General features: G+C 67.9%; 18 protein-coding genes. 8 read left to right on the forward strand and 10 right to left on the reverse strand.

Annotated features, from left to right (window positions below; translation table 11 throughout):
* Positions 1 to 20: 20 nt before the first annotated feature.
* The 7 genes from tkt to ACQCX5_RS07220 form a co-directional block, all read right to left on the reverse strand.
* Complete coding sequence (tkt, locus tag ACQCX5_RS07190) at positions 21 to 2,093, reverse strand: transketolase (protein ID WP_434541351.1); 2,073 nt, start codon at positions 2,091 to 2,093, stop codon at positions 21 to 23.
* Between the two features lie 188 nt (positions 2,094 to 2,281).
* Positions 2,282 to 3,853 (reverse strand): FGGY-family carbohydrate kinase, encoded by a 1,572-nt coding sequence (locus ACQCX5_RS07195; protein ID WP_434541352.1) that lies wholly within the window; start codon positions 3,851 to 3,853, stop codon positions 2,282 to 2,284.
* Between the two features lie 245 nt (positions 3,854 to 4,098).
* On the reverse strand, positions 4,099 to 5,670 hold the full coding sequence (locus ACQCX5_RS07200) for an FGGY-family carbohydrate kinase (RefSeq protein WP_434541353.1): 1,572 nt from the start codon (positions 5,668 to 5,670) through the stop codon (positions 4,099 to 4,101).
* A 142-nt stretch (positions 5,671 to 5,812) separates the two neighbouring features.
* On the reverse strand, positions 5,813 to 6,682 hold the full coding sequence (locus ACQCX5_RS07205) for an HAD-IIA family hydrolase (RefSeq protein WP_434541354.1): 870 nt from the start codon (positions 6,680 to 6,682) through the stop codon (positions 5,813 to 5,815).
* A gap of 27 nt (positions 6,683 to 6,709) precedes the next feature.
* The gene (locus tag ACQCX5_RS07210; RefSeq protein ID WP_434541355.1) at positions 6,710 to 7,174 is read right to left on the reverse strand and encodes a ribose-5-phosphate isomerase; all 465 of its coding nucleotides are present in this window, start codon (positions 7,172 to 7,174) and stop codon (positions 6,710 to 6,712) included.
* Positions 7,175 to 7,289: 115 nt separating this feature from the next.
* A complete protein-coding gene (locus ACQCX5_RS07215) occupies positions 7,290 to 8,141 on the reverse strand; it encodes a DeoR/GlpR family DNA-binding transcription regulator (RefSeq protein ID WP_434541356.1) in 852 nt (283 codons plus the stop codon).
* Positions 8,142 to 8,205: 64 nt separating this feature from the next.
* Entirely contained in the window at positions 8,206 to 9,561 is a 1,356-nt protein-coding gene (locus ACQCX5_RS07220; protein WP_434541357.1) for an MFS transporter, read from the reverse strand.
* Positions 9,562 to 9,618: 57 nt separating this feature from the next.
* Here ACQCX5_RS07220 and ACQCX5_RS07225 point away from each other — a divergent pair, with 57 nt between their 5' ends.
* From ACQCX5_RS07225 to ACQCX5_RS07250, 6 genes are read left to right on the forward strand one after another with little or no spacing between them, the layout of a single operon-like run.
* Positions 9,619 to 10,161: a GNAT family N-acetyltransferase gene (locus ACQCX5_RS07225; protein ID WP_434541358.1), complete on the forward strand. Its 543-nt coding sequence runs from the start codon at positions 9,619 to 9,621 to the stop codon at positions 10,159 to 10,161.
* Positions 10,162 to 10,189: 28 nt separating this feature from the next.
* Entirely contained in the window at positions 10,190 to 11,722 is a 1,533-nt protein-coding gene (locus tag ACQCX5_RS07230; RefSeq protein ID WP_434541359.1) for a purine-cytosine permease family protein, read from the forward strand.
* Complete coding sequence (locus ACQCX5_RS07235) at positions 11,719 to 12,330, forward strand: cysteine hydrolase family protein (RefSeq protein WP_434541360.1); 612 nt, start codon at positions 11,719 to 11,721, stop codon at positions 12,328 to 12,330. The genes ACQCX5_RS07230 and ACQCX5_RS07235 overlap by 4 nt, the downstream gene beginning before the upstream one ends.
* A 36-nt stretch (positions 12,331 to 12,366) precedes the next feature.
* Positions 12,367 to 13,266 (forward strand): metal ABC transporter solute-binding protein, Zn/Mn family, encoded by a 900-nt coding sequence (locus tag ACQCX5_RS07240; protein WP_434541361.1) that lies wholly within the window; start codon positions 12,367 to 12,369, stop codon positions 13,264 to 13,266.
* Positions 13,267 to 13,325: 59 nt separating this feature from the next.
* Positions 13,326 to 14,126, forward strand: coding sequence for a metal ABC transporter ATP-binding protein (locus ACQCX5_RS07245; RefSeq protein ID WP_434541362.1), 801 nt, complete (start codon positions 13,326 to 13,328; stop codon positions 14,124 to 14,126).
* Positions 14,123 to 14,962, forward strand: coding sequence for a metal ABC transporter permease (locus tag ACQCX5_RS07250; protein ID WP_434541363.1), 840 nt, complete (start codon positions 14,123 to 14,125; stop codon positions 14,960 to 14,962). Before ACQCX5_RS07245 ends, ACQCX5_RS07250 begins: the two co-directional genes overlap by 4 nt.
* A gap of 25 nt (positions 14,963 to 14,987) precedes the next feature.
* Here the strand turns inward: ACQCX5_RS07250 and ACQCX5_RS07255 are convergent, their stop codons facing one another.
* The 3 genes from ACQCX5_RS07255 to tpx are packed head-to-tail and all read right to left on the reverse strand — an operon-like array spanning position 14,988 to position 17,425.
* On the reverse strand, positions 14,988 to 15,899 hold the full coding sequence (locus ACQCX5_RS07255) for a Sir2 family NAD-dependent protein deacetylase (RefSeq protein WP_434541364.1): 912 nt from the start codon (positions 15,897 to 15,899) through the stop codon (positions 14,988 to 14,990).
* Positions 15,896 to 16,888 (reverse strand): alpha/beta fold hydrolase, encoded by a 993-nt coding sequence (locus ACQCX5_RS07260; RefSeq protein WP_434541365.1) that lies wholly within the window; start codon positions 16,886 to 16,888, stop codon positions 15,896 to 15,898. Before ACQCX5_RS07260 ends, ACQCX5_RS07255 begins: the two co-directional genes overlap by 4 nt.
* Before the next feature lie 45 nt (positions 16,889 to 16,933).
* Positions 16,934 to 17,425, reverse strand: a complete 492-nt coding sequence (tpx, locus tag ACQCX5_RS07265) for a thiol peroxidase (RefSeq protein WP_434541366.1) — start codon at positions 17,423 to 17,425, stop codon at positions 16,934 to 16,936.
* A 71-nt stretch (positions 17,426 to 17,496) separates the two neighbouring features.
* On the opposite strand from tpx, the gene ACQCX5_RS07270 reads away from it, so the two are divergent.
* Together ACQCX5_RS07270 and ACQCX5_RS07275 are read left to right on the forward strand one after the other, a co-directional pair.
* A complete protein-coding gene (locus tag ACQCX5_RS07270; protein WP_434541367.1) occupies positions 17,497 to 18,213 on the forward strand; it encodes a hypothetical protein in 717 nt (238 codons plus the stop codon).
* A gap of 21 nt (positions 18,214 to 18,234) precedes the next feature.
* Positions 18,235 to 18,732 (forward strand): NUDIX hydrolase, encoded by a 498-nt coding sequence (locus ACQCX5_RS07275; RefSeq protein ID WP_434541368.1) that lies wholly within the window; start codon positions 18,235 to 18,237, stop codon positions 18,730 to 18,732.
* Positions 18,733 to 18,737 lie beyond the last annotated feature (5 nt).

Consider the following 18,737-nt stretch of genomic DNA (forward strand, 5'->3'; position numbering starts at 1 on the left):
GTTCAGGTCAGCTCAGCGGTTCAGAGCACGCCCTTGGCAGTGGCCACGACGTTGTCGACGGTGAAGCCGAACTCTTCGAAGCACTTGTTGCCCGAAGCCGAAGCACCGAAGTGCTCGATCGAGACGCTGGCGCCGGCGGGGCCGACGTACTTGCTCCAGCCCAGGGCGATGCCGGCCTCGACGCTGACGCGCGCGGTGACCGCAGCCGGCAGCACCGACTCCTTGTACTCATCGCTCTGCTCCTCGAACCACTCCTGCGAGGGCATCGAGACGACGCGGGTGGGCACACCCTCGGCCTCGAGCTTCTCGGCAGCGCCCACGGCCAGCTGCACCTCAGAGCCGGTGCCGATGATGATCAGCTTCGGCTCGGCCGAGGCCTCCTTGAGCACGTAGGCACCCTTGGCGACACCGTCGGTGCTGGCGAAGCCGGCCGCACGGTCGACGATCGGCAGGTCCTGGCGCGACAGGATCAGGCCGGCCGGGCGGTCGGTGTGCTCCAGGATCGCCTTCCATGCGGCAGCGGTCTCGTTCGCGTCGGCCGGGCGCACGATGTCCAGGCCCGGGATGGCGCGCAGCGCGGCCAGGTGCTCGATCGGCTGGTGCGTGGGGCCGTCCTCGCCCACACCCACCGAGTCGTGGGTCCAGACGAAGGTGCTCGGCACCTTCATGAGCGCGGCCAGTCGGACGGCCGGGCGCATGTAGTCGCTGAACACCAGGAAAGTGCCACCGTAGGGACGGGTCAGGCCCGACAGGGTGATGCCGTTGACGATGCCGCCCATTGCGTGCTCGCGGATGCCGAAGTGCAGCGTGCGGCCGTAGGGGTTGCCGCTGAACTCGTGGCTCTGGCGCTCCTCGGGCAGGAACGAGGGCTCACCCTTCATGGTGGTGTTGTTCGAACCGGCGAGGTCGGCCGAGCCGCCCCACAGCTCGGGCAGCTGGCCGGCCAGCTTGCTCAGCACCTCACCAGACGCCTTGCGGGTCGACATCTTGGGCTGGTCGAAGACCGGCAGCTCGAGGTCCGCGGGCAGCTCGCGCTTCGACACGCGGTCGAGCAGGGCGACGCGCTCGGGGTTGGCGGTCTTCCACGCCTCGAACTTCTCGTTCCAGGCATCATGCAGCGCCTTGCCGCGGTCGGCAGCGCTCTTGCGCGAGTAGTCCACGGCGGCCTGGTCGACGGCGAACGGGGTGTCCTCGAAGTTCAGCACCTTCTTCAGCCCGGAGACCTCTTCGGCGCCCAGCTTCGAACCGTGCACCGAGTGGTTGCCCGCCAGGGTGGGCAGCGGCCAGCCGATGACGGTGGTCACGCGAATGAACGACGGCTTGTCCGTGACCTTCTTGGCCTCTTCGATGGCTGCGAAGAAGGCGTCGATGTCCTCGCGGTACTCGGTGCCACCGTGCGTCCAGTCGACGTGCTGGGTGTGCCAGCCGTAGGCGTCGTAACGGGCCTGGACGTCTTCGCTGAAGGCGATCTTGGTGTCGCCCTCGATCGAGATGTGGTTGTCGTCGTAGATCAGGATGAGGTTGCCCAGGTTCTGGGTCGCCGCCAGCGAGCTGGCCTCGGAAGCGACACCCTCCTGCATGCAGCCGTCGCCGGCGATCGAGTAGACGAAGCGGTCGAACGGGCTTTCGCCTGCGGGGGCCTCGGGGTCGAACAGGCCGCGCTCACGGCGTGCCGCCATGGCCATGCCCACGGCGTTCGAGATGCCGGAACCCAGCGGGCCGGTGGTGGTCTCGACGAACCGGGTGTGGCCGTATTCCGGGTGGCCGGGGGTCTTCGAACCCCAGGTGCGCAGCGATGCGATGTCGTCCAGCTCGAGGCCGGCACCGGCGAGGTAGAGCTGGGTGTACTGGGTCAGCGACGAGTGGCCCGCCGACAGCACGAAGCGGTCACGGCCCAGCCACAGGTCGTCGGCCGGGTCGAAGTTCATGATCTTCTGGTACAGCGCATAGGCGATCGGCGCCAGCGAGATGGCGGTGCCGGGGTGGCCGTTGCCAACCTTCTCGACCGCGTCTGCGGCGAGGATCCGCGCGGTGTCAACGGCGCGCTGGTCCTGCTCGTTCCAGCTCACTCCATTGGTGGGATTCTCAGTCACGGATGTGATCCTTCCTGTGGCGATGACGGCCCTCATGTCCGGCGGGACAGCCCGATGTCCTGCAGAGTCTATGGTGCAGGCACAGTCATGGGGTCGCCGGGTCACGGATTGGTAAAGGAAACGCCCGACGCCGCACAGATGGTCTGGCGGCGCCGGGCGCGTGTGGTCAAAGGGTCACTTGCTGCGCCTCAGCGCGATGCGACGTGGTCGACGATCTCGTGCACGGTGTCCTGCACCTTGGGGAACAGTTCGGTGTACTTGTCCAGGTAGAACTGGTACGCGTCGTTCACGTCGGCGCGCGGCTCGAGGGTCTCGCGGGTGGTCACCATGTTCTCGGCGGCCTGCTGCAGCGACGAGTAGACCCCTGCCCCGACCGAGGCCATCATGCACGAGCCGAGCACGACCGCGTCGCCCACCTCGGTGAGCGTGATGGGGACGCCCGTGACGTCAGCATGCATCTGCATGAAGTCGCGACCCCGGGTGGCGCCACCACAGGCGACGATCTCGTCCGCGTGGAAGCCCTGTGCCTGCATCACCCGCAGGTTGTGGGCGGTGCCGTAGCAGATGCTCTCCTGGATCGCGCGGTACATGTGCTCGGGGCCGTGGTGCAGCGACAGGCCATAGATGTTGCCGCGTGCCTTGCCGTCGACATAGGGCGTGCGGTTGCCCTGGAAGTACTCGTTGATGATCAGGCCATCGGCGCCGGGGGCGAGGTGCTTCGACTGGGCGTTCATCAGGTCATAGGCGTTCTGGCCGGTGCGCTCGGCGGCCTGCACCAGGTCGCGGGCAAAGTTGTCCTTGAACCACTTCATCACCGAGCCGGTCGAGACCTGGCCACCCTCGACGGTGTACTGGCCCTTGACGACACCGTCGGTGTACGAGCCGAAGAAACCGGCACCGTGGATCGGGGTGGCCGACTGGCCGGTGATCACGTGCGACGAGCCGGTGATCAGCGCCATCTTGCCCGGGGTGACCACGCCGAGGCCGATCTGGCCGGCCCACGCGTCGGCCGAGCCCTGCGAGACCGGGATGCCGGGCAGCAGGCCCATGAGCGTGGCAGCGCGAGGCGACAGGCTGCCGACGCGGGTGCCGAGGTCGAGCACCTCGGTGGGCAGCTTGTCGAAGATGTCGCCGATGCCGAGGTGCTCGTAGAAGTCGGTGGGCCAGCCGCCCTGGTCGCGGTTGTAGTACATGCGCTGCGCGGCGGTGTTGATGCTGAGCGTCCACTCGCCGGTGAGCATGTGGGTGACCCAGTCGGTGGCGTCGACGATGCGGAAGGCCTTGTCATAGGTCTCACGCTCGTTGTTCTTGAGCCAGGCGGCCTTGAACGGGAACCACTCCGCCGAGGCGGGTGCGGTGCTGTCGCCGTTGTACAGGCGCGCGACAGAGCTGGAGTGGTCGGCCTCGGCGGCCTCCTTGGTGGCGCGCACGTCCATCCACATGATGGCCGGGCGCAGGTGGCGGCCCTCGCTGTCGAGCGCCAGCACGGTCGTCGTGGTGGCGTCGTACGAGATGCCCAGGATCGAGGCGGGCGAGATGCCCGAGTTGGCCAGGGCCTTGTGGCTCGAGGCCTCGAGGCAGCTCATCCACTCGGCCGGGTCCTGCTCGGCCCAGCCGGCCCGCGGGTGGGTGGTCCTGTACGGCGTGGCGGCGAATGTGATCGGGGTGCCGCGGGTGTCAAAGATGGCGACTCGCACACTCTCGGTGCCGAAGTCGACACCCATCAAGTAGCCGTCGGCAGATGCTGGTGTGTTCGACATTGAACTGGGCCCTTTCGGAAGAGAACAGCGCGATGGCGCGCATTCGCCACACGCTAGTTCGGGGCCCCGCGGGTGTGAAGATGCTCACACCCGGTTCAGGCGAACGTGCAGCACCGCCCCCCTCCCGATGAACACTTGACCAGACATGTACAGACCTGATCAGACCAGCCCATCGCACGTGGGTTGACGCGCAACTGCCCGGACGAGCAGGCGCTCGTCCGGGCAGTCACGCAGTCAGAGCAGGGTCACTTCGCCGCTTCGTGGTCGACGCCCTTGTGGACCAGGTCGCGCAGCGCCGGGTAGGCGTCGCAGTACTGGTCGACGTAGAACTTGTACTCCTCGTGCACGTCGGCGCGGGGCTCGATGGTCTCGGTGACCTTGACCATGTTGTCGGCGGCCTCCTGGATGGACGAGTACACCCCGGCACCCACACCGGCGAGCATGCACGAACCGAGCACGACGGCGTCGCCGACCTCGGTCAGCGTGATCGGCACACCGGTCACGTCGGCATGCATCTGCATCCAGCCGCGGCTGTTGGTGGCACCGCCGCAGGCCACCATCTCGGTCGCCTTGAAGCCCTGGGCCTCCATGGCACGCAGGTTGTGCGCGGTGCCGTAGCAGACGCCCTCCTGGATGGCGTGGTACATGTGCTCCAGGCCGTGGTTGAGCGACAGGCCCCAGAAGATGCCACGGGCCTTGCCGTCGGTGTACGGGGTGCGGTTGCCCTGGAAGTACTCGTTGACGATGAGGCCGTCGGAGCCCGGCGGGATGTCCTTCGACTTCTGGTTCAGCAGGTCATAGACGTTCAGCCCGGTGCGGTCGGCCGCATGGACGATGTCGCGGGCGAAGTTGTCCTTGAACCACTTGAGCACCGAACCGGTCGAGACCTGGCCGCCCTCGACGGTGTACTGGCCCTTGACCACGCCATCGGTGTACGAGCCGAAGAAACCGGCACCATGGATCGGGTCGGCCGACTGGCCGGTCAGCACGTGGGACGAGCCCGTGATCAGGGCCATCTTGCCGGGGGTGACCACGCCGAGGCCGATCTGGCCAGCCCACGCGTCGGCCGGGCCCTGGGCGACGGGGATGCCGGGGCGCAGGCCGAGCAGGGTGGCTGCCCGGGGGGTCAGCGGGCCGATGACCTCACCCAGGTGCAGCACGCGCTCGGGCAGCTTGTCGAAGACGTCACCACAGCCGATGGCCTCGTAGAAGTCGTGGTCCCAGCCGCCCTGGTCACCGTTGTAGTACATGCGGTGCGCCGCCGAGTTGATATTGATGGTCCACTCGCCGGTGAGCTGGTAGGTGATCCAGTCAGGGGCATCGATCAGGCGGAAGGCCTTGTCATAGGTCTCGCGCTCGTTCTCGCGCAGCCAGGCGGCCTTGAACGGGTACCACTCCGCCGACGACGGCGCGGTGCCATTGCCGTTGTAGAGGCGCGCGAACTTGCCGGCACCCTCGGCACGCGCGGCCTGCTGGGTCGCGCGCACGTCCATCCACATGATGGCCGGGCGCAGCGAGCCACCGTTTTCATCCAGCGCGCACACGGTCATCGTGGTGGCATCGAACGAGATGCCCACGATTGACGCCGCAGGGATGCCGGCATTGCTGAGGGCCTTGTGGCTGGATGCCTCGAGGCAGCGCAGCCACTCGTCGGGATCCTGCTCGGCCCAACCGCCGCGCGGATGCGTGGTCTTGTAGGCCGTCGCCGCGAAGGTCACCGGGGTGCCCTTCGTGTCAAAGATGGCGACCCGGACACTCTCGGTGCCGAAGTCGATACCCATCAAGAAGCCGTCGCTGGAATCAACGGGGTTCGTCATTGAACAATGCCTTTCTGACTGCCCGGGCACCGGGCTCTACTGGTGGTGGCGCCCACGTGGCGCATCGGCCACGCGGGTGGCTGGGACGCCACCCGCCGGCCGGGTATTCAGTTGTTCAGCTCGCGAGGTGTCGCGTCGACGCTCACTCGTCGTTGTCGACGGTCCAGCCCAGTTCGTCCCAGATGTGGGCGGGGATGAGCTTGTCGATGCGGTCGAGGATGTAGGTCGGCTGCTCGGCCCCGGGAAGGGCCTGGGCCTCTTCAAGGGTCGAGTCGCCGGTCAGCACCAGCGCCGAGGTCATGCCGCCGTCCACGGCCATCTTGATGTCGGTGCCCAGACGGTCGCCGACCATCACGGCACGGTCCGGGGTGACCCCGAAGCCGCGCAGGGCCTCGGTCAGCATGATCGGGTCGGGCTTGCCGAAGTTGGCCTGGCACTTCACACCCGTCGATGCCTCGATGGCGGCAACGATGGACGCACAGTCCGGCTCACCGCGGCCACCCGGGAACGGGCAGTACTTGTCGGGGTTGGTCTGCACCAGGAAGGCACGCTTGTGGAACCACAGGGCATCGAAGGCGATCTGCAACTTGCGGTAATCGAAGGTGCGGTCGTACGAAGCGATGACGATGTCGATCTTCTCGGGGTCATCGCTCAGTTCGAAGCCCTCGTTGCGCAGGTAGTTGCACAGCGGCTCTTCGGCGATCGGGAACAGCACCGCATTCGGGTGGTTCTGCTTGAGCCAACCGGCCGTGGTGACGATCGTGTTGGCGATGTCCTTGATGTCGGTCGGCAGGCCCAGCTTCGCGAGCTTCGTCGCGTACTGCTCCGGGTCCTTGGTCGGGTTGTTGGACAGGAAGCGGACGCCAATCCCCCGGCGCCGCAGTTCGTTGATCATCCGGGCTGCCCCGGGCAACAGGTGGTCACCCAGGTAGATGGTGCCGTCCATGTCGAAGACATAGGCGTCGTACAGTTCGGTGGGCTCCGAAACAGCGGTCGCCGGGGTCTGGCTCATAGCAACTCGTCCTTCAGTTGTGGGGCGTCAGGCCTGCTCGGGCTTCTCATACGACGAGATGGCCTCGACCTTGGGGGCCGAGGGCGAGCTCTCATCGAAGGTGTAGTCGAGGAACTCGCTGGCCAGGCGGCGGGCAAGTTCGACGCCGATGACCCGCTGGCCGAGGGTCAGCACCTGGCCGTTGTTCGACTTCACCAGACGCTCGACCGAGAACGAGTCGTGCGCGACCGATGCACGGATGCCGGGCACCTTGTTGGCCGAGATGGCCACACCCATGCCAGTGCCGCAGACGAAGATGCCCCGGTCAGCCTCGCCGGCCGCGATCTTGCGGGCACCTGCGACGGCGGGGTGGGCATAGGCAGTGTTGTCGCCGGCCTCGACACCCACGTCGATGACCTCGTCAACCCGCGGATCCTTGGCCAGGTCGGCCTTGATCGCATCACGGTACTCAACACCTGCGCTGTCGCAGGCCAGAACGACACGGAATCCCATCATTGTCTCCTTGTGTGGCACGGTGCGTGGGGCGGCAGGTCGCTGCCTCACTCCCTTGTGATCAGATCCAAAATAACACGAACGACTATAGTTTGAACACGGCTACGTGTGAATTTCACGAAGTTGCACCACCCCCCAGCGGTGCGCTCACCATCACCCGGGCGTGGTGGCGGGCCAGCATCTGCAAGTCTTCCGCAGACGTGCGGTGGTCAACGAGAACGGTGTCGAATTCACCCAGGTCGGCGAAGGCATGCAGGGCCCGGCGGGCGAACTTGGTGTGGTCGAGCATGAGCACCTTGCGTCGTCCGGCCCGCAACATGGCACGTTTGACCTCGGCCACGTCCTGGTAGGGGTGGTACGCCACCCCGTCCTCGAGCCCGCTCGCCGAGAGCAGGCAATAGTCGGCCCGCACCGTCGTGAGCATCGCCAGCGCCGTGGGCCCGAGCATGGCATCGGCCCATGCCTGGTATTCCCCGCCGGTGAGCAGCAACTTCACGTCCGAGCGCGTCGAGACCTCACGCGCGACCAGCAGCGAGTTGGTGATGACGGTCAGCGGGGTCAGGTCGTGCAGTGCGCGCAACACCCACGCCCCCGACGTGGAATCGTCGAGCAGGATCGAGGATCCCGGTGCGATCATGCGCGCCACATGGGCCGCCATCTCGGCCTTGGCCTCGACATTGGTCTCGAGCCTGAACCCCGCCCCCGCCTCGTGCAAACCGGACGCCAGGGCGCTCACCTTGCCCCGGTGCCGGGTGAGGATGCCCGCTTCTTCCAACGCAGCGATGTCGCGGTACAGCGTCATCAGCGAGACGCCGACAGCGGTGACCAGTTCGTCCATGGACGCCGACCCGCGCCGGAACACGAGTTCGGCGATGGCGTGGCGCCGCGCCAGCTGAGCGGACTGGCCGCGCAGGGCAGCGCCGTCCGTCTCGATCGGTTCGGCGTCCGTGGGCGACTTGTCTGCCATGAAGTGATACTAGGACAGGGCTGTGACAGGCGCAGGGCAGCCCCGTGAATGGGGTCGGCCAGCGCTAGTCGACCAGTGACCGGTTCTTCTGCTCGGGCAGCGCGAGGGTCGCCAGTGCAGCCACGACGAACGCTGCGGCGAACACCCCGAACGTCAGCGGGTGCCCGCCGGCCTTGAGCAGCACCGGCACGCTGAGCGGGGCGATGATCGAGGCGATGCGCCCGAATGCGGCTGCCGCGCCAGTGCCTCGTCCACGCACCGAGGTCGGGTACAACTCGGGCCCGATGGCATACAGGGCGCCCCAGGCACCGAGGTTGAAGAACGACAGGGCGCAGCCGGTCGCCAGGATCTGCCACGGCGCGTCGGCCAGCCCGAACAGCGCTGCACTGACGGCCGAACCGACCAGGAACGTCGCCAGCGTGGGGCGCCGACCCCAGGTCTCGATCAGCCAGGCAGCCGCCGCATACCCGGGGATCTGGGCCAGCGTGATGATCAGCGTGTACTGGAACGACTTGACCAGGGTGTGACCGTCCTGGAAGAGCAGCGTGGGCATCCAGATGAACGCGCCGTAGTACGACAGATTGATCATGAACCAGACGATCCACAGGGCGGCAGTCCGTCGGCGCAGTGGGCGCGACCAGAGCGACGGCGACGCGTCGGCGGCATCGGCCTCGGTCGCCTCGACGTCGACAGGCGCCGGCGCGTCCGGGGTGTGGACGACGGGGCCGGCCTGCTCGAACTGGCGCACGGCGGCCTCGGCCTCGGCATCGCGGCCCTTCGACTCGAGGAAACGCACCGATTCGGGCAGCCCGAACCGGACGACGGCGGCGTACAGCGTGGGCACGAGCCCGACGGCGAGCGCCCAGCGCCAGCCGTTGTCGACGGTCGGGATCAACAGGTAGCCGAGCAGGGCCGCGAGGATCCATCCCAGCGCCCAGAACGCCTCGAGCGCCACCACCATGCGTCCGCGGATGCGCCGCGGCGCGAACTCGCTGACCAGGGTCGAGGCCACCGGCAGCTCGGCCCCCAGCCCCAGCCCCACGATGAACCGCAGGATGATCAGGGCCGCGACCGAACCCACCAGCGCCGAAGCCCCGGTCGCCACGCCATAGACCAGCAGCGTGATGGCGAAGACCTGACGGCGGCCGAGCTTGTCGGCGAGCAGCCCGCCCAGCGCGGCACCCACGGCCATGCCGACGAAGCCGATCGAACCGATCAGGCTGAGCTGCCCCTGCCCCAGCTGCCATTCGACTGCCAGCGCGGTCATCACGAAACTGATCAGCCCGACGTCCATCGCGTCGAGCGCCCAGCCAAGCCCGGAGCCCACGAGCAGGCGCCCGTGCCGGCGGTTGAACGCCAGCCGGTCCAGGCGCTCGGCCCTGGTCACGGCGGGCTGGGTGGTGCTCTGCTCAGTGGTCACATCCGTGAAGTCTGCCACGAGACGGCGCCCTGCAGCCGTCGTGTTACTGTCACCGCCATGCCGCTGACCATCCGCTCTGCCACCACCGCAGACATGCCGGCCATCACTGCCATCTACAACGAGAGCGGGGTCGGCACGACGGCCAGTTATGACCTTGCCCCCGTCAGTGTTGCCGAGCGGCTCGAGTGGTTCGAGGCCAAGCAACGCCACCAGTTCCCCGTTTTCGTGGCGGAATACGTCGCGGGCGACGCGGACCCACATGGCACCGCACCGCAGGTGGTGGGGTTCGCCAGCTACGGCGCCTTCCGCGACAAGGCCGGCTATGCCTTCACCGTCGAGCATTCGGTGTACGTGACGGCCGACCGACGCGCCGGTGGTGTGGGACGGATGCTGATGTCGGCCCTCATCGACGCAGCCCGGGGGCGCGGCGTGCACGTCATGGTGGGCGCGATCGACGCGAACAACGAGGCCAGCATCAAGTTTCACGAGCAGCTGGGCTTCACGGTCGCCGGACGACTCGACGAGGTGGGCCGCAAGTTCGGCCACTGGCTCGACGTGGTCTTCATGACCCTCACGTTCGAGGACTCGCGCATCGACTAGTGCCGCTGGTGGGTCTACTGTGCAAGCCATGAGTGCGGACACGACGGCGGCGACGACCGCCACCACCACGCCCGGCCTGGTCGAACACCAGGGCATTGATGTCATCGCCGAGGCCGACCGGACGGCGAAGCCGCGGGACCTGTTCATGCCCTGGTTCGCCGCCAATGTGAGCGTCTTCGGCATGAGCTACGGCGGGTTCCTGCTCGGCTTCGGCATCTCGTTCTGGCAGGCGACCCTGGTGGCCGTCATCGGCATCATCTTCAGCTTTCTGATCTGCGGCATCATCGCCATCGCCGGCAAGCGCGGTTCGGTGCCGACGATGGTGCTGAGCAGGGCTGCTTTCGGCGTCCACGGGCAGAAGGTGCCGGGCCTGGTCTCATGGATCACCTCCATCGGCTGGGAGACCAGCCTGACCATCGTGGCCACTCTCGCCACGGCCACGATCTTCGACCAGTTGGGCTGGAGCCACGGCACCACCACGAAGATCGTCGCCTGCCTGACCATCGCCGCCATCGTCGTGGTGGCCTCGGTGCTGGGCTATCACACGATCATGAAGTTGCAGTCGGTGCTCACCTGGGTGACCGGCGCCTTCACCGTGCTGTTCATGATCCTGACCATCCCGAAGATCGACTGGGCTGCCGTCGTCGCCAACTATCCGCACGGCCCCTGGCAGAACGCGATCGGGGCCCTGGTGATGGTGATGACCGGCTTCGGGCTCGGCTGGGTCAACATCGCCGCCGACTGGTCCCGCTACCAGAAGCGCACCGCCAGCGCGGGGTCCATCGTCTTCTGGAACACCTTCGGCGGGTCCGTCGCCCCGGTGCTGCTGGTGGTCTTCGGCCTGCTGTTGGTCGGCTCGTCGCCAGACTACGCGGGTGCGGTCGGCGCCGACCCCATCGGCGCGCTGGCCACACTGCTGCCGCGCTGGGCGCTGCTGCCATTCCTGGTGGTGGCGATCCTCACCCTGATCAGTGGCGCCGTGCTGGGCATCTATTCATCGGGGCTGACGCTGCTGAGTCTTGGCATCAAGGTGCCGCGCCCGGCCGCTGCGGCGGTGGACGGCCTCATCCTGACACTGGGCACCATCTGGGTCGTGTTCTTCGCGACCGACTTCATCGGGCCGTTCCAGAGCTTCCTGATCACCCTGGGTGTGCCGTTGGCGGCCTGGGCGGGCATCATGTGCGCAGACATCGCCCTGCGCCGCAAGCCCTATGACGAGAAGGCGCTGTTCGACGCCTCCGGCCGCTACGGCTCGTGGGGCTGGATCTCGATTGCCACGATGGCCGCCTGCGCCGCGATCGGTTGGGGCCTTGTCGTCAACTCCTTCGCCGCCGACGCCCCCTGGAACAACTGGCAGGGCTACCTGCTCGAACCGCTCGGGCTCGGCACCAAAGAGGTCGTCGACGGCGTGACCGCCTGGGGCGGCAACTGGCCATATGCGAACCTGGGCGTACTGGTGGCGTTGGCGCTCGGCTTCGTGGTGACGTGGTTCGCCCGTCGCCCGGTCGTGCGCCGCCAGGAGGCTGACCAGGTCACAGCCGGCCAGCAGGACGAGGCATGACCGCGCCGCCTGCACCCGGGTTGCCCCCGCCCGACCAGGCCTGGTTGGTGGTCGTCGACCACCAGCGCATCTTCGCCGACCCGGGCAGCGACTGGGCCGCACCGCGGTTCGCGGCCACCATCGAACCCGTGCGCGCACTCGCGGAACACTATGCGGGCCGCGTCGTGCTGACCCGTTGGCTGCCGGCCCGTGACCGGTCCGGGTCGTGGAAGGAATACTTCGAGGCCTGGCCGTTCGCCGATCTGCCCGACGACAACCCGCTGTTCGACCTGGTCGAGAGCGCCGCCGACATCTGGGCCGAGGGCCTCAGCGCCGCGACTGGCACGGGTGCCACCCTCGACCAGCGCACGTTCGGCAAGTTCGGGGCTGACCTGCTCGCCATCACCGGGCCGAATCCCCACCTGGTCGTGGTGGGCGTGTCGACCGATTGTTGCGTGATCTCGACGGTGCTCGCCGCTGCCGATGCCGGGGCCCATGTCACCGTGGTGGCAGACGGGTGCGCAGGCTCGTCCGACGAGAACCACCAGAAGGCCCTGGACATCATGGGGTTGTATGCGCCGCAAGTGCAGGTGCTGCTCGATTTGCACCGTCCCGGCAAGGCTATATGATAATCGTTATCAGTTACCTCGTCGTTCTGGAGCCTCATGTCTGTCACCCTCACCCGCCGCGGTCTGCTCGGCCTCGCTGCCACCCTCACGGCCTCGGCCACCGTGCTGTCGGCCTGCGGCACCACCACCACCAGCTCGTCCGGTGACAAGCTGTCGGTGGTCGCCTCGACCATCGTCTGGGGCTCGATCGCCGAGGCCGTCGGCGGTGACCTGGTGAAGGTGACCAGTGTGGTCAAGAGCCCCGACCAGGACCCCCACGACTACGAGGCCACGGCGCAGGACAAGCTGACGATGTCAACCGCCAAGGTGGCCGTCGTCAACGGTGGTGGCTACGACGCCTGGGCCACCCAGCTGGCCGGGTCGGCCGAGAAGAAGCCGACCCTGGTCGACGCCTTCGCCCTGTCCGGGCTCGCGGAAGGCGCCAACGAACACGTCTTCTATGACCTGGCGCTCGCCGTGACCGTGGCCAACAAGCTCGCCGAGACGTTCGGGCAGGCCGACACCGCCAATGCCACGACCTACACCGAGAACGCCAAGGTCTTCGCCGACCAGATCGCCGCGATCACCAAGCGCGCCAAGGACTGGTCGGCCACCCACCCCGGCACCAAGGTGGTCAGCACCGAATCGGTCGCCGAATACCTGCTCAAAGACCTGAGCCTCGACGATGTCACCCCGGCCGACTACATCCGCCAATCCGAGTCCGAGGCCGGGCCCTCTGTCGCCGTCGTCGAGAAGACCCGTCAGCTCATCGGCACCGAGGCCAAGGTGCTCGTCGTCAACGGCCAGACCGAGGACGCCATCTCGAAGTCCCTGGTCGACAGGGCCACTGCCACCGGATCGCGCGTGGTGAAGGTCTACGAAACGTTCCCCGAAGGTGTCAGCGACTACGTCACGTTCGTGGGCGACGCCATCAACGCGCTGACGGCCGAGAAGTGAGCACCACACCCGTGAGCCCTGCCGGCGCTGCCCCCGCTGTCCATCTTGAGAATGCCTGTGTGTCATTCAATGGACGACCGCTGTGGGACCACCTTGACATCGATGTGGCGCCCGGCGAATTCATCGCCGTGCTGGGCCCCAACGGCGTGGGCAAGACCACGCTGCTGCGGGTGCTGCTGGGCCAGGTACCCCTCGCCCATGGGCAGGCCCGCGTCGCCGGCGAGCCCATCCGGCTGGGGTCACGTCGCATCGGCTACGTGCCGCAGCAGAAGACGCTCGACGGGCGCGCCGCCATCCGGGGCCGCGACCTCGTGCGTTTCGGGCTGGACGGCGACCGCTGGGGGCTGCCCCTGCATTCCCGCGAGCGTCGGCGCAAGGTCGACGCCGCCATCGAGATGGTGGGGGCCTCATCCTATGCCGACAAGCCCATCGGCCTGCTCTCGGGCGGGGAGACCCAGCGGTTGCGCATTGCCCAGGCATTGGTGACCGAGCCCGCAGTGCTGTTGTGTGACGAGCCGCTGCTGAGCCTCGACCTGGCCCACCAGCAGCAGGTGGTCGATCTGATCGACACGATGCGCCGCGAACACCAGATCGCCGTGCTCTTCGTGACCCACGAAATCAACCCGATCCTGCCGATCGTCGACAGGGTCGTGTACTTCGCCGAGGGCAATGCGCGGGTGGGCACACCCGACGAGGTCATCACCAGCGAGTCACTGTCCGACCTGTTCGGTTCACCCATCGAGGTGTTGCGCCACCACGACCGCATCCTCGTGTTCGGTGCCGAAGAAGAGCCGCACCACGAACACGAGCACGCCCACGATGACCACCATGACCACTCCGACGAGGTGCCGCTCTCGTGAACCAGATCATCAACTTCGACAACTTCGCCCAGTTGGTGCCCCTGGTGCAGGGATCGCTGCTCGCCGGGCTCATCCTGGGCGTGATCGCCGGGCTCATCGGCCCCATGATCCACGCCCGCGACCTGTCGTTCGCCGTGCACGGCACCAGCGAACTCTCGTTCGCCGGTGCCGCCGCGGCGCTCTACCTGGGCTTCAGCGTCTCGGGCGGTGCCATCGTCGGCTCGGTGCTCGCGGCCGTCGTGCTCGGCCTGCTCGGCGCACGTTCGCGTGAACGCAATGCCGTCATCGGCATCTTCCTGCCCTTCGGGTTGGGCCTGGGTGTGTTGTTCCTGTCGCTGTACAAGGGCCGCTCGTCCAACAAGTTCGGTCTGCTGACCGGACAGATCGTGGCCGTCGAGAGCACCCAGCTCACCGTGCTCGCCGTGGTCGCCGTCGTGGTGGCCATCGCCCTGGCCATCATCTGGCGCCCGCTGTACTTCGTGTCCGTCGACCCCGAGGTCGCCGTGGCCAGGGGTGTGCCCCTGCGCCTGCTCTCGATCGTCTTCATGGTCGTGCTGGGCCTCACGACGGCGATGGCTGTGCAACTGGTCGGAGCGCTGCTCGTGCTGTCGCTGCTGATCACCCCCACCGCCGCGGCGGCGCGGCTGACCAGTCACCCGGGGTGGCTGTCGGTGCTGTCGGTGCTGTTCGCGGTCACGGCAGCCGTCGGCGGCATCCTGCTCTCGCTCGGCCCAGGCCTGCCGATCAGCCCCTATGTCACCACAGTGTCGTTCCTGATCTTCCTGGTCTGCCTGGTCATCGGACGCCTGCGCAGCGGCAGGGTCGTGCGGCTGTAGTCAGCCCTTGCGATGTGCGCCGCCCTCAGTGGCGCACCAGCGCCTCGAGAAGGTCTGAGACCGACCCGTCGAGCCGTACGGTTGCCAGGTCGTCGCCCCTGGTGGCGCCGTGGTTGATGATCACCACCGGCACTCCCCTGCCGGCTGCCTGGCGCACGAACCGCAACCCCGACATCACCGACAGCGATGACCCGGCCACCAACAGCGCATCGCAGTGGTCGACCCAGGCGCGTGCCTGGTCGACCCGTGGACGAGGCACGGTCTCGCCGAAGAAGACCACGTCGGGCTTGAGCGACCCGCCGCAGGCGAGGCAGTCAGGCACCACGAAGTCGTGCCAGTCCTCGACCACCGCGTCGCCGTCGGGACGAAGCTCGGGATGGCCCCGCCAGTCCTGCACCACCACGCCGGGGTTCGCCTCGGCCAGCCGGCGCTGCATGTCATCGCGGGTGGTCAACCCACCACAGTCCAGGCAGCTGACCTGGTGGATGCTGCCGTGCAACTGCACCACCCGCCGACTGCCTGCCGCCGGGTGCAACCCGTCGACGTTCTGGGTGATCAACCCCGCCAGGTGGGTGGGCCAGCCGCCATGTTCCCAGTTGGCCAGCGCCACATGTCCGCGGTTGGGCGTGGCCTGCCCCATCGCCGCCCAGCCCTGGTAGGCCCGGGCCCAGTACCGGCGCCGGTTCGCCGCATCGCCCACGAAGTCAGCGAACTGCATCGGGGTGCCGCGCTGGGCATCGCGCCCGCGGTAGTCCGGCACCCCCGAATCGGTCGAAAGGCCCGCCCCGGTCAACGCGACGCAGGACGAGGCCTCGCTCAACACGGTCCAGGCATCATCGGGGGTGCCACGCAGCACACGGGTCGGCTCCCACGACTGCAGGGCCCGGTCGAGTGGGCGGGGCACACCCGCGGCACGGGTTGGCGCGGCCGAGGTCACTTGCCGCGGCCCCTGCCCTTGTCACGGTCCGGCGCGCCCAGGTCGTCCAGCCACCGCACGAGGTCGCCGACGACCTCGACCCGGTTGGTCTCGTGGAACAGTTCATGGCGGGCACCGCGGTAGTTGACCACCTGCACGCGCTTGTTGCCCAGCGAGCGCAGCAGCGCCTTGACAGCTGTGGCGGCCCGATCGCCACCAATGGGGTCGGCACTGCCCGAGAGCACCAGCACCGGCAGCGATTTCGGGGTCTTCTTCATCTGCTTGCGCGAGTTCACCCGCGCCAGCCCACCGATGATGTCGACATAGAACTGGGCCGTGCAGGTGAAGCCGCACAGCGGGTCGGCGATGTAGGCGTCGACCTCGGCGGCGTCGCGGCTCAGCCAGTCGTACTCGGTGCGGGTGGGCTTGAAGGCTGCGTTGGCGGTACCGAAGTTCAACTGGTGAAGCAGCTGGCTGCGGTGCCGGGGCCCCCGGGAGCGCACGATTGCCGTGGCCAGCGCCTTGCCGGCAGTCCCGATCAGTCCGGCCGGCCTTCGGGTGCCGGTCAGCACGAGCCCATCCAGTGCCTGCGGGTACGAGGCGGCGAAGTCGCGGGCGAGCAGGCTGCCCATGCTGTGGCCCAGCATGACGACGGGCACGTCGGGGTGGCGTGAGGCGATGTGCAGGTTGACGGCCCGCAGGTCGTCGACGACGCTGCGCCAGCCGAGCTTGTCAGCGAAGTGGCCAAGGTTGCCCAGGGGGTCAGCGCCTACCGCGCTTCCGGCGGCGGCCGGCACCTGGGCTGTGCGACCGTGGCCACGCAGGTCGGCAGCCACGACGACCCAGCCGGCGGCGGTGAGGGTCTCGGCCAGTGCTGCGTAGCGCCCGCCGTGTTCGGCCATGCCATGCACCACCTGCACGACCCCGACGGGTGCGCCGGTATCAGGCATCCACTCATGGACGCCGATCACGATGCCGTTGGCCTGGAGGTCGAAGACGCTGCTCAGCATGGGGCCAATCCTAGATCTGGCCGAGCCCCCCGCCCGGAAATCGGGTCAGAGCACCGCGAGGGCGGCGTCGTAGTCGGGTTCCTGCTTGATCTCGGGCAGCAGTTCGCTGTGCAGCACCGTGCCGTCGACATCGAGCACGACCACCGCGCGGGCCAGCCGACCCACGAGCTTGCCGGTGAGCACCGTGACACCGTAGTCGTCGCCGAAGCTCGTGCCCAGTGCCGAGCCGACCACGACATTGTCGAGGCCTTCAGCGCCGCAGAACCCCTGCATGGTGGCCAGTTCGTCATTGCTCACGCACAGCACCACCGCGTTGTCGAGCGAGTTCGCGACCTCGTTGAAGTGACGCACGCTCATCTGGCAGATCGACGTCTCGATGTTGGGGAAGATGTTCAGGATCTGGCGCCTGCCGGCGAAGTTGGCAGGGGTCAGGCGCCCGCCGGTCGTGGCAAGGTCAAAGGCCGGGGCCTGCTCACCCACCTTCGGCAGTCCATCGGCAATCTGGATCGGTTCGGCTGCATGCGTGATCGTAACCATGGCCCCATTCTTGCCGGGTCGCCCAAGTGCCCGTGCCACACTGGAAGCCACGAGACGTCCCGGGAGGCGAGATGGCACCAGTGCAGCGACCGGCCGGCTGGCCGTGGTCGTGGCGGCACGCGACCGCGGTGGGCGTCGCCACGGTGCTGCTCGTGCCACTTGCTGCCTGCACCAGGGACGACGCCCTCACCGGGCAGCCAGTCGGCACCGGTAGCGGCGCGGTCGCCACGACGGGCGCGGCGCCCTCGGCACCCGCATCGGCCGAGCCCGAGACCTCGTCGCCCCAGACCTCGGCGGCGAACCCGCCGGCAACCACCCGCCCCACGGTGGGCGCCACCCGCCCCGCCACCAACAAGTCGGCCGTGGTGACGGCCTCGGCAACCGGCACCACGGGCGATGGCGTGCCGATCGGCGGTGCCCGGTTCGGCCAGCCGTTCCAGTTCCCGAGCGGGTTGAAGGTCAACGTCACCGCACCCGTCCGATTCACCCCGTCGTCCTCGGCTGACGCACCCCCCGGCGTGCGCCACGTCCAGGTGACGGTGACGCTGCAGAACTCGTCGTCCGCGCCCATCGACCTGGGCACCGTGGGCCACGACGCCACCAGCGGCGGGGTCGACGCCGTGCGGTTCTTCGACCCGGGTGCAGGGATCCCGGCACCCGCCACCGAGCGCGACCTGCTGGCGCCCGGTGCCGTGCGCACGTACCGCGTGGCCTTCGCCCAGCAGAACACCTCGCCGCTGGTGGTGCGCACGATGTACGCCTGGGACGGCGCGGCGCTGCACCGGTGAGCGGCATGCTAGACAGTCCTCATGCCGACACCGCAATTCATCCTCGACCTGCGTGCCTCGATCGGTCACGCGCCGTTGTTCCTGATGGGCATCACCGCAGTCGTGCTGCGTGAGAACGATGGCCGCACACGGGTGCTGCTGGTGCAACGGTCCGACACCGGTGAATGGACGCCTGTGTGCGGCATCGTCGAACCCGGCGAACAGGTGCACGAGGTGGCAGTGCGCGAGGTTCTCGAAGAGGCTGCCGTGGACGCCCGCATCGAGCGGCTGGTCTGGGTGAAGACCTACCCGATGATCACCTACCCGAACGGTGACCAGAGCGAATACGTCAACCACACGTTCCGCATGCACTGGACGGGCGGCGAGCCGACCGCGGCCGATGACGAGTCCGTCGCCGCGGCCTGGTTCGATGTCGACGCCCTGCCGCCCATGCGGGTGGAGTTCACCGAACGGATCGAGCAGGTGCTGCTCGACGAGCCCGGGGTGCTGTTCGGGCCCCTGCCGGGCGTGCGCGCCTGACCCGG

It is taken from the genome of Aestuariimicrobium sp. G57 (assembly GCF_050110855.1).
In the GTDB taxonomy this organism is placed as follows: Bacteria; Actinomycetota; Actinomycetes; order Propionibacteriales; family Propionibacteriaceae; genus Aestuariimicrobium.

What these genes read in the sequence shown, in the direction of transcription:
- ACQCX5_RS07270 (WP_434541367.1), top strand. Translation starts at nt 17,497, where the DNA reads ATGGCACCAGTGCAGCGACCGGCCGGCTGGCCGTGGTCGTGGCGGCAC.
- ACQCX5_RS07230 (WP_434541359.1), top strand. Translation starts at nt 10,190, where the DNA reads ATGAGTGCGGACACGACGGCGGCGACGACCGCCACCACCACGCCCGGC.
- ACQCX5_RS07240 (WP_434541361.1), top strand. Translation starts at nt 12,367, where the DNA reads ATGTCTGTCACCCTCACCCGCCGCGGTCTGCTCGGCCTCGCTGCCACC.
- ACQCX5_RS07215 (WP_434541356.1), bottom strand. Translation starts at nt 8,141, where the DNA reads ATGGCAGACAAGTCGCCCACGGACGCCGAACCGATCGAGACGGACGGC.
- ACQCX5_RS07195 (WP_434541352.1), bottom strand. Translation starts at nt 3,853, where the DNA reads ATGTCGAACACACCAGCATCTGCCGACGGCTACTTGATGGGTGTCGAC.
- ACQCX5_RS07225 (WP_434541358.1), top strand. Translation starts at nt 9,619, where the DNA reads ATGCCGCTGACCATCCGCTCTGCCACCACCGCAGACATGCCGGCCATC.
- tpx (WP_434541366.1), bottom strand. Translation starts at nt 17,425, where the DNA reads ATGGTTACGATCACGCATGCAGCCGAACCGATCCAGATTGCCGATGGA.
- ACQCX5_RS07205 (WP_434541354.1), bottom strand. Translation starts at nt 6,682, where the DNA reads ATGAGCCAGACCCCGGCGACCGCTGTTTCGGAGCCCACCGAACTGTAC.
- ACQCX5_RS07200 (WP_434541353.1), bottom strand. Translation starts at nt 5,670, where the DNA reads ATGACGAACCCCGTTGATTCCAGCGACGGCTTCTTGATGGGTATCGAC.
- ACQCX5_RS07260 (WP_434541365.1), bottom strand. Translation starts at nt 16,888, where the DNA reads ATGCTGAGCAGCGTCTTCGACCTCCAGGCCAACGGCATCGTGATCGGC.
- ACQCX5_RS07210 (WP_434541355.1), bottom strand. Translation starts at nt 7,174, where the DNA reads ATGGGATTCCGTGTCGTTCTGGCCTGCGACAGCGCAGGTGTTGAGTAC.
- ACQCX5_RS07275 (WP_434541368.1), top strand. Translation starts at nt 18,235, where the DNA reads ATGCCGACACCGCAATTCATCCTCGACCTGCGTGCCTCGATCGGTCAC.
- ACQCX5_RS07235 (WP_434541360.1), top strand. Translation starts at nt 11,719, where the DNA reads ATGACCGCGCCGCCTGCACCCGGGTTGCCCCCGCCCGACCAGGCCTGG.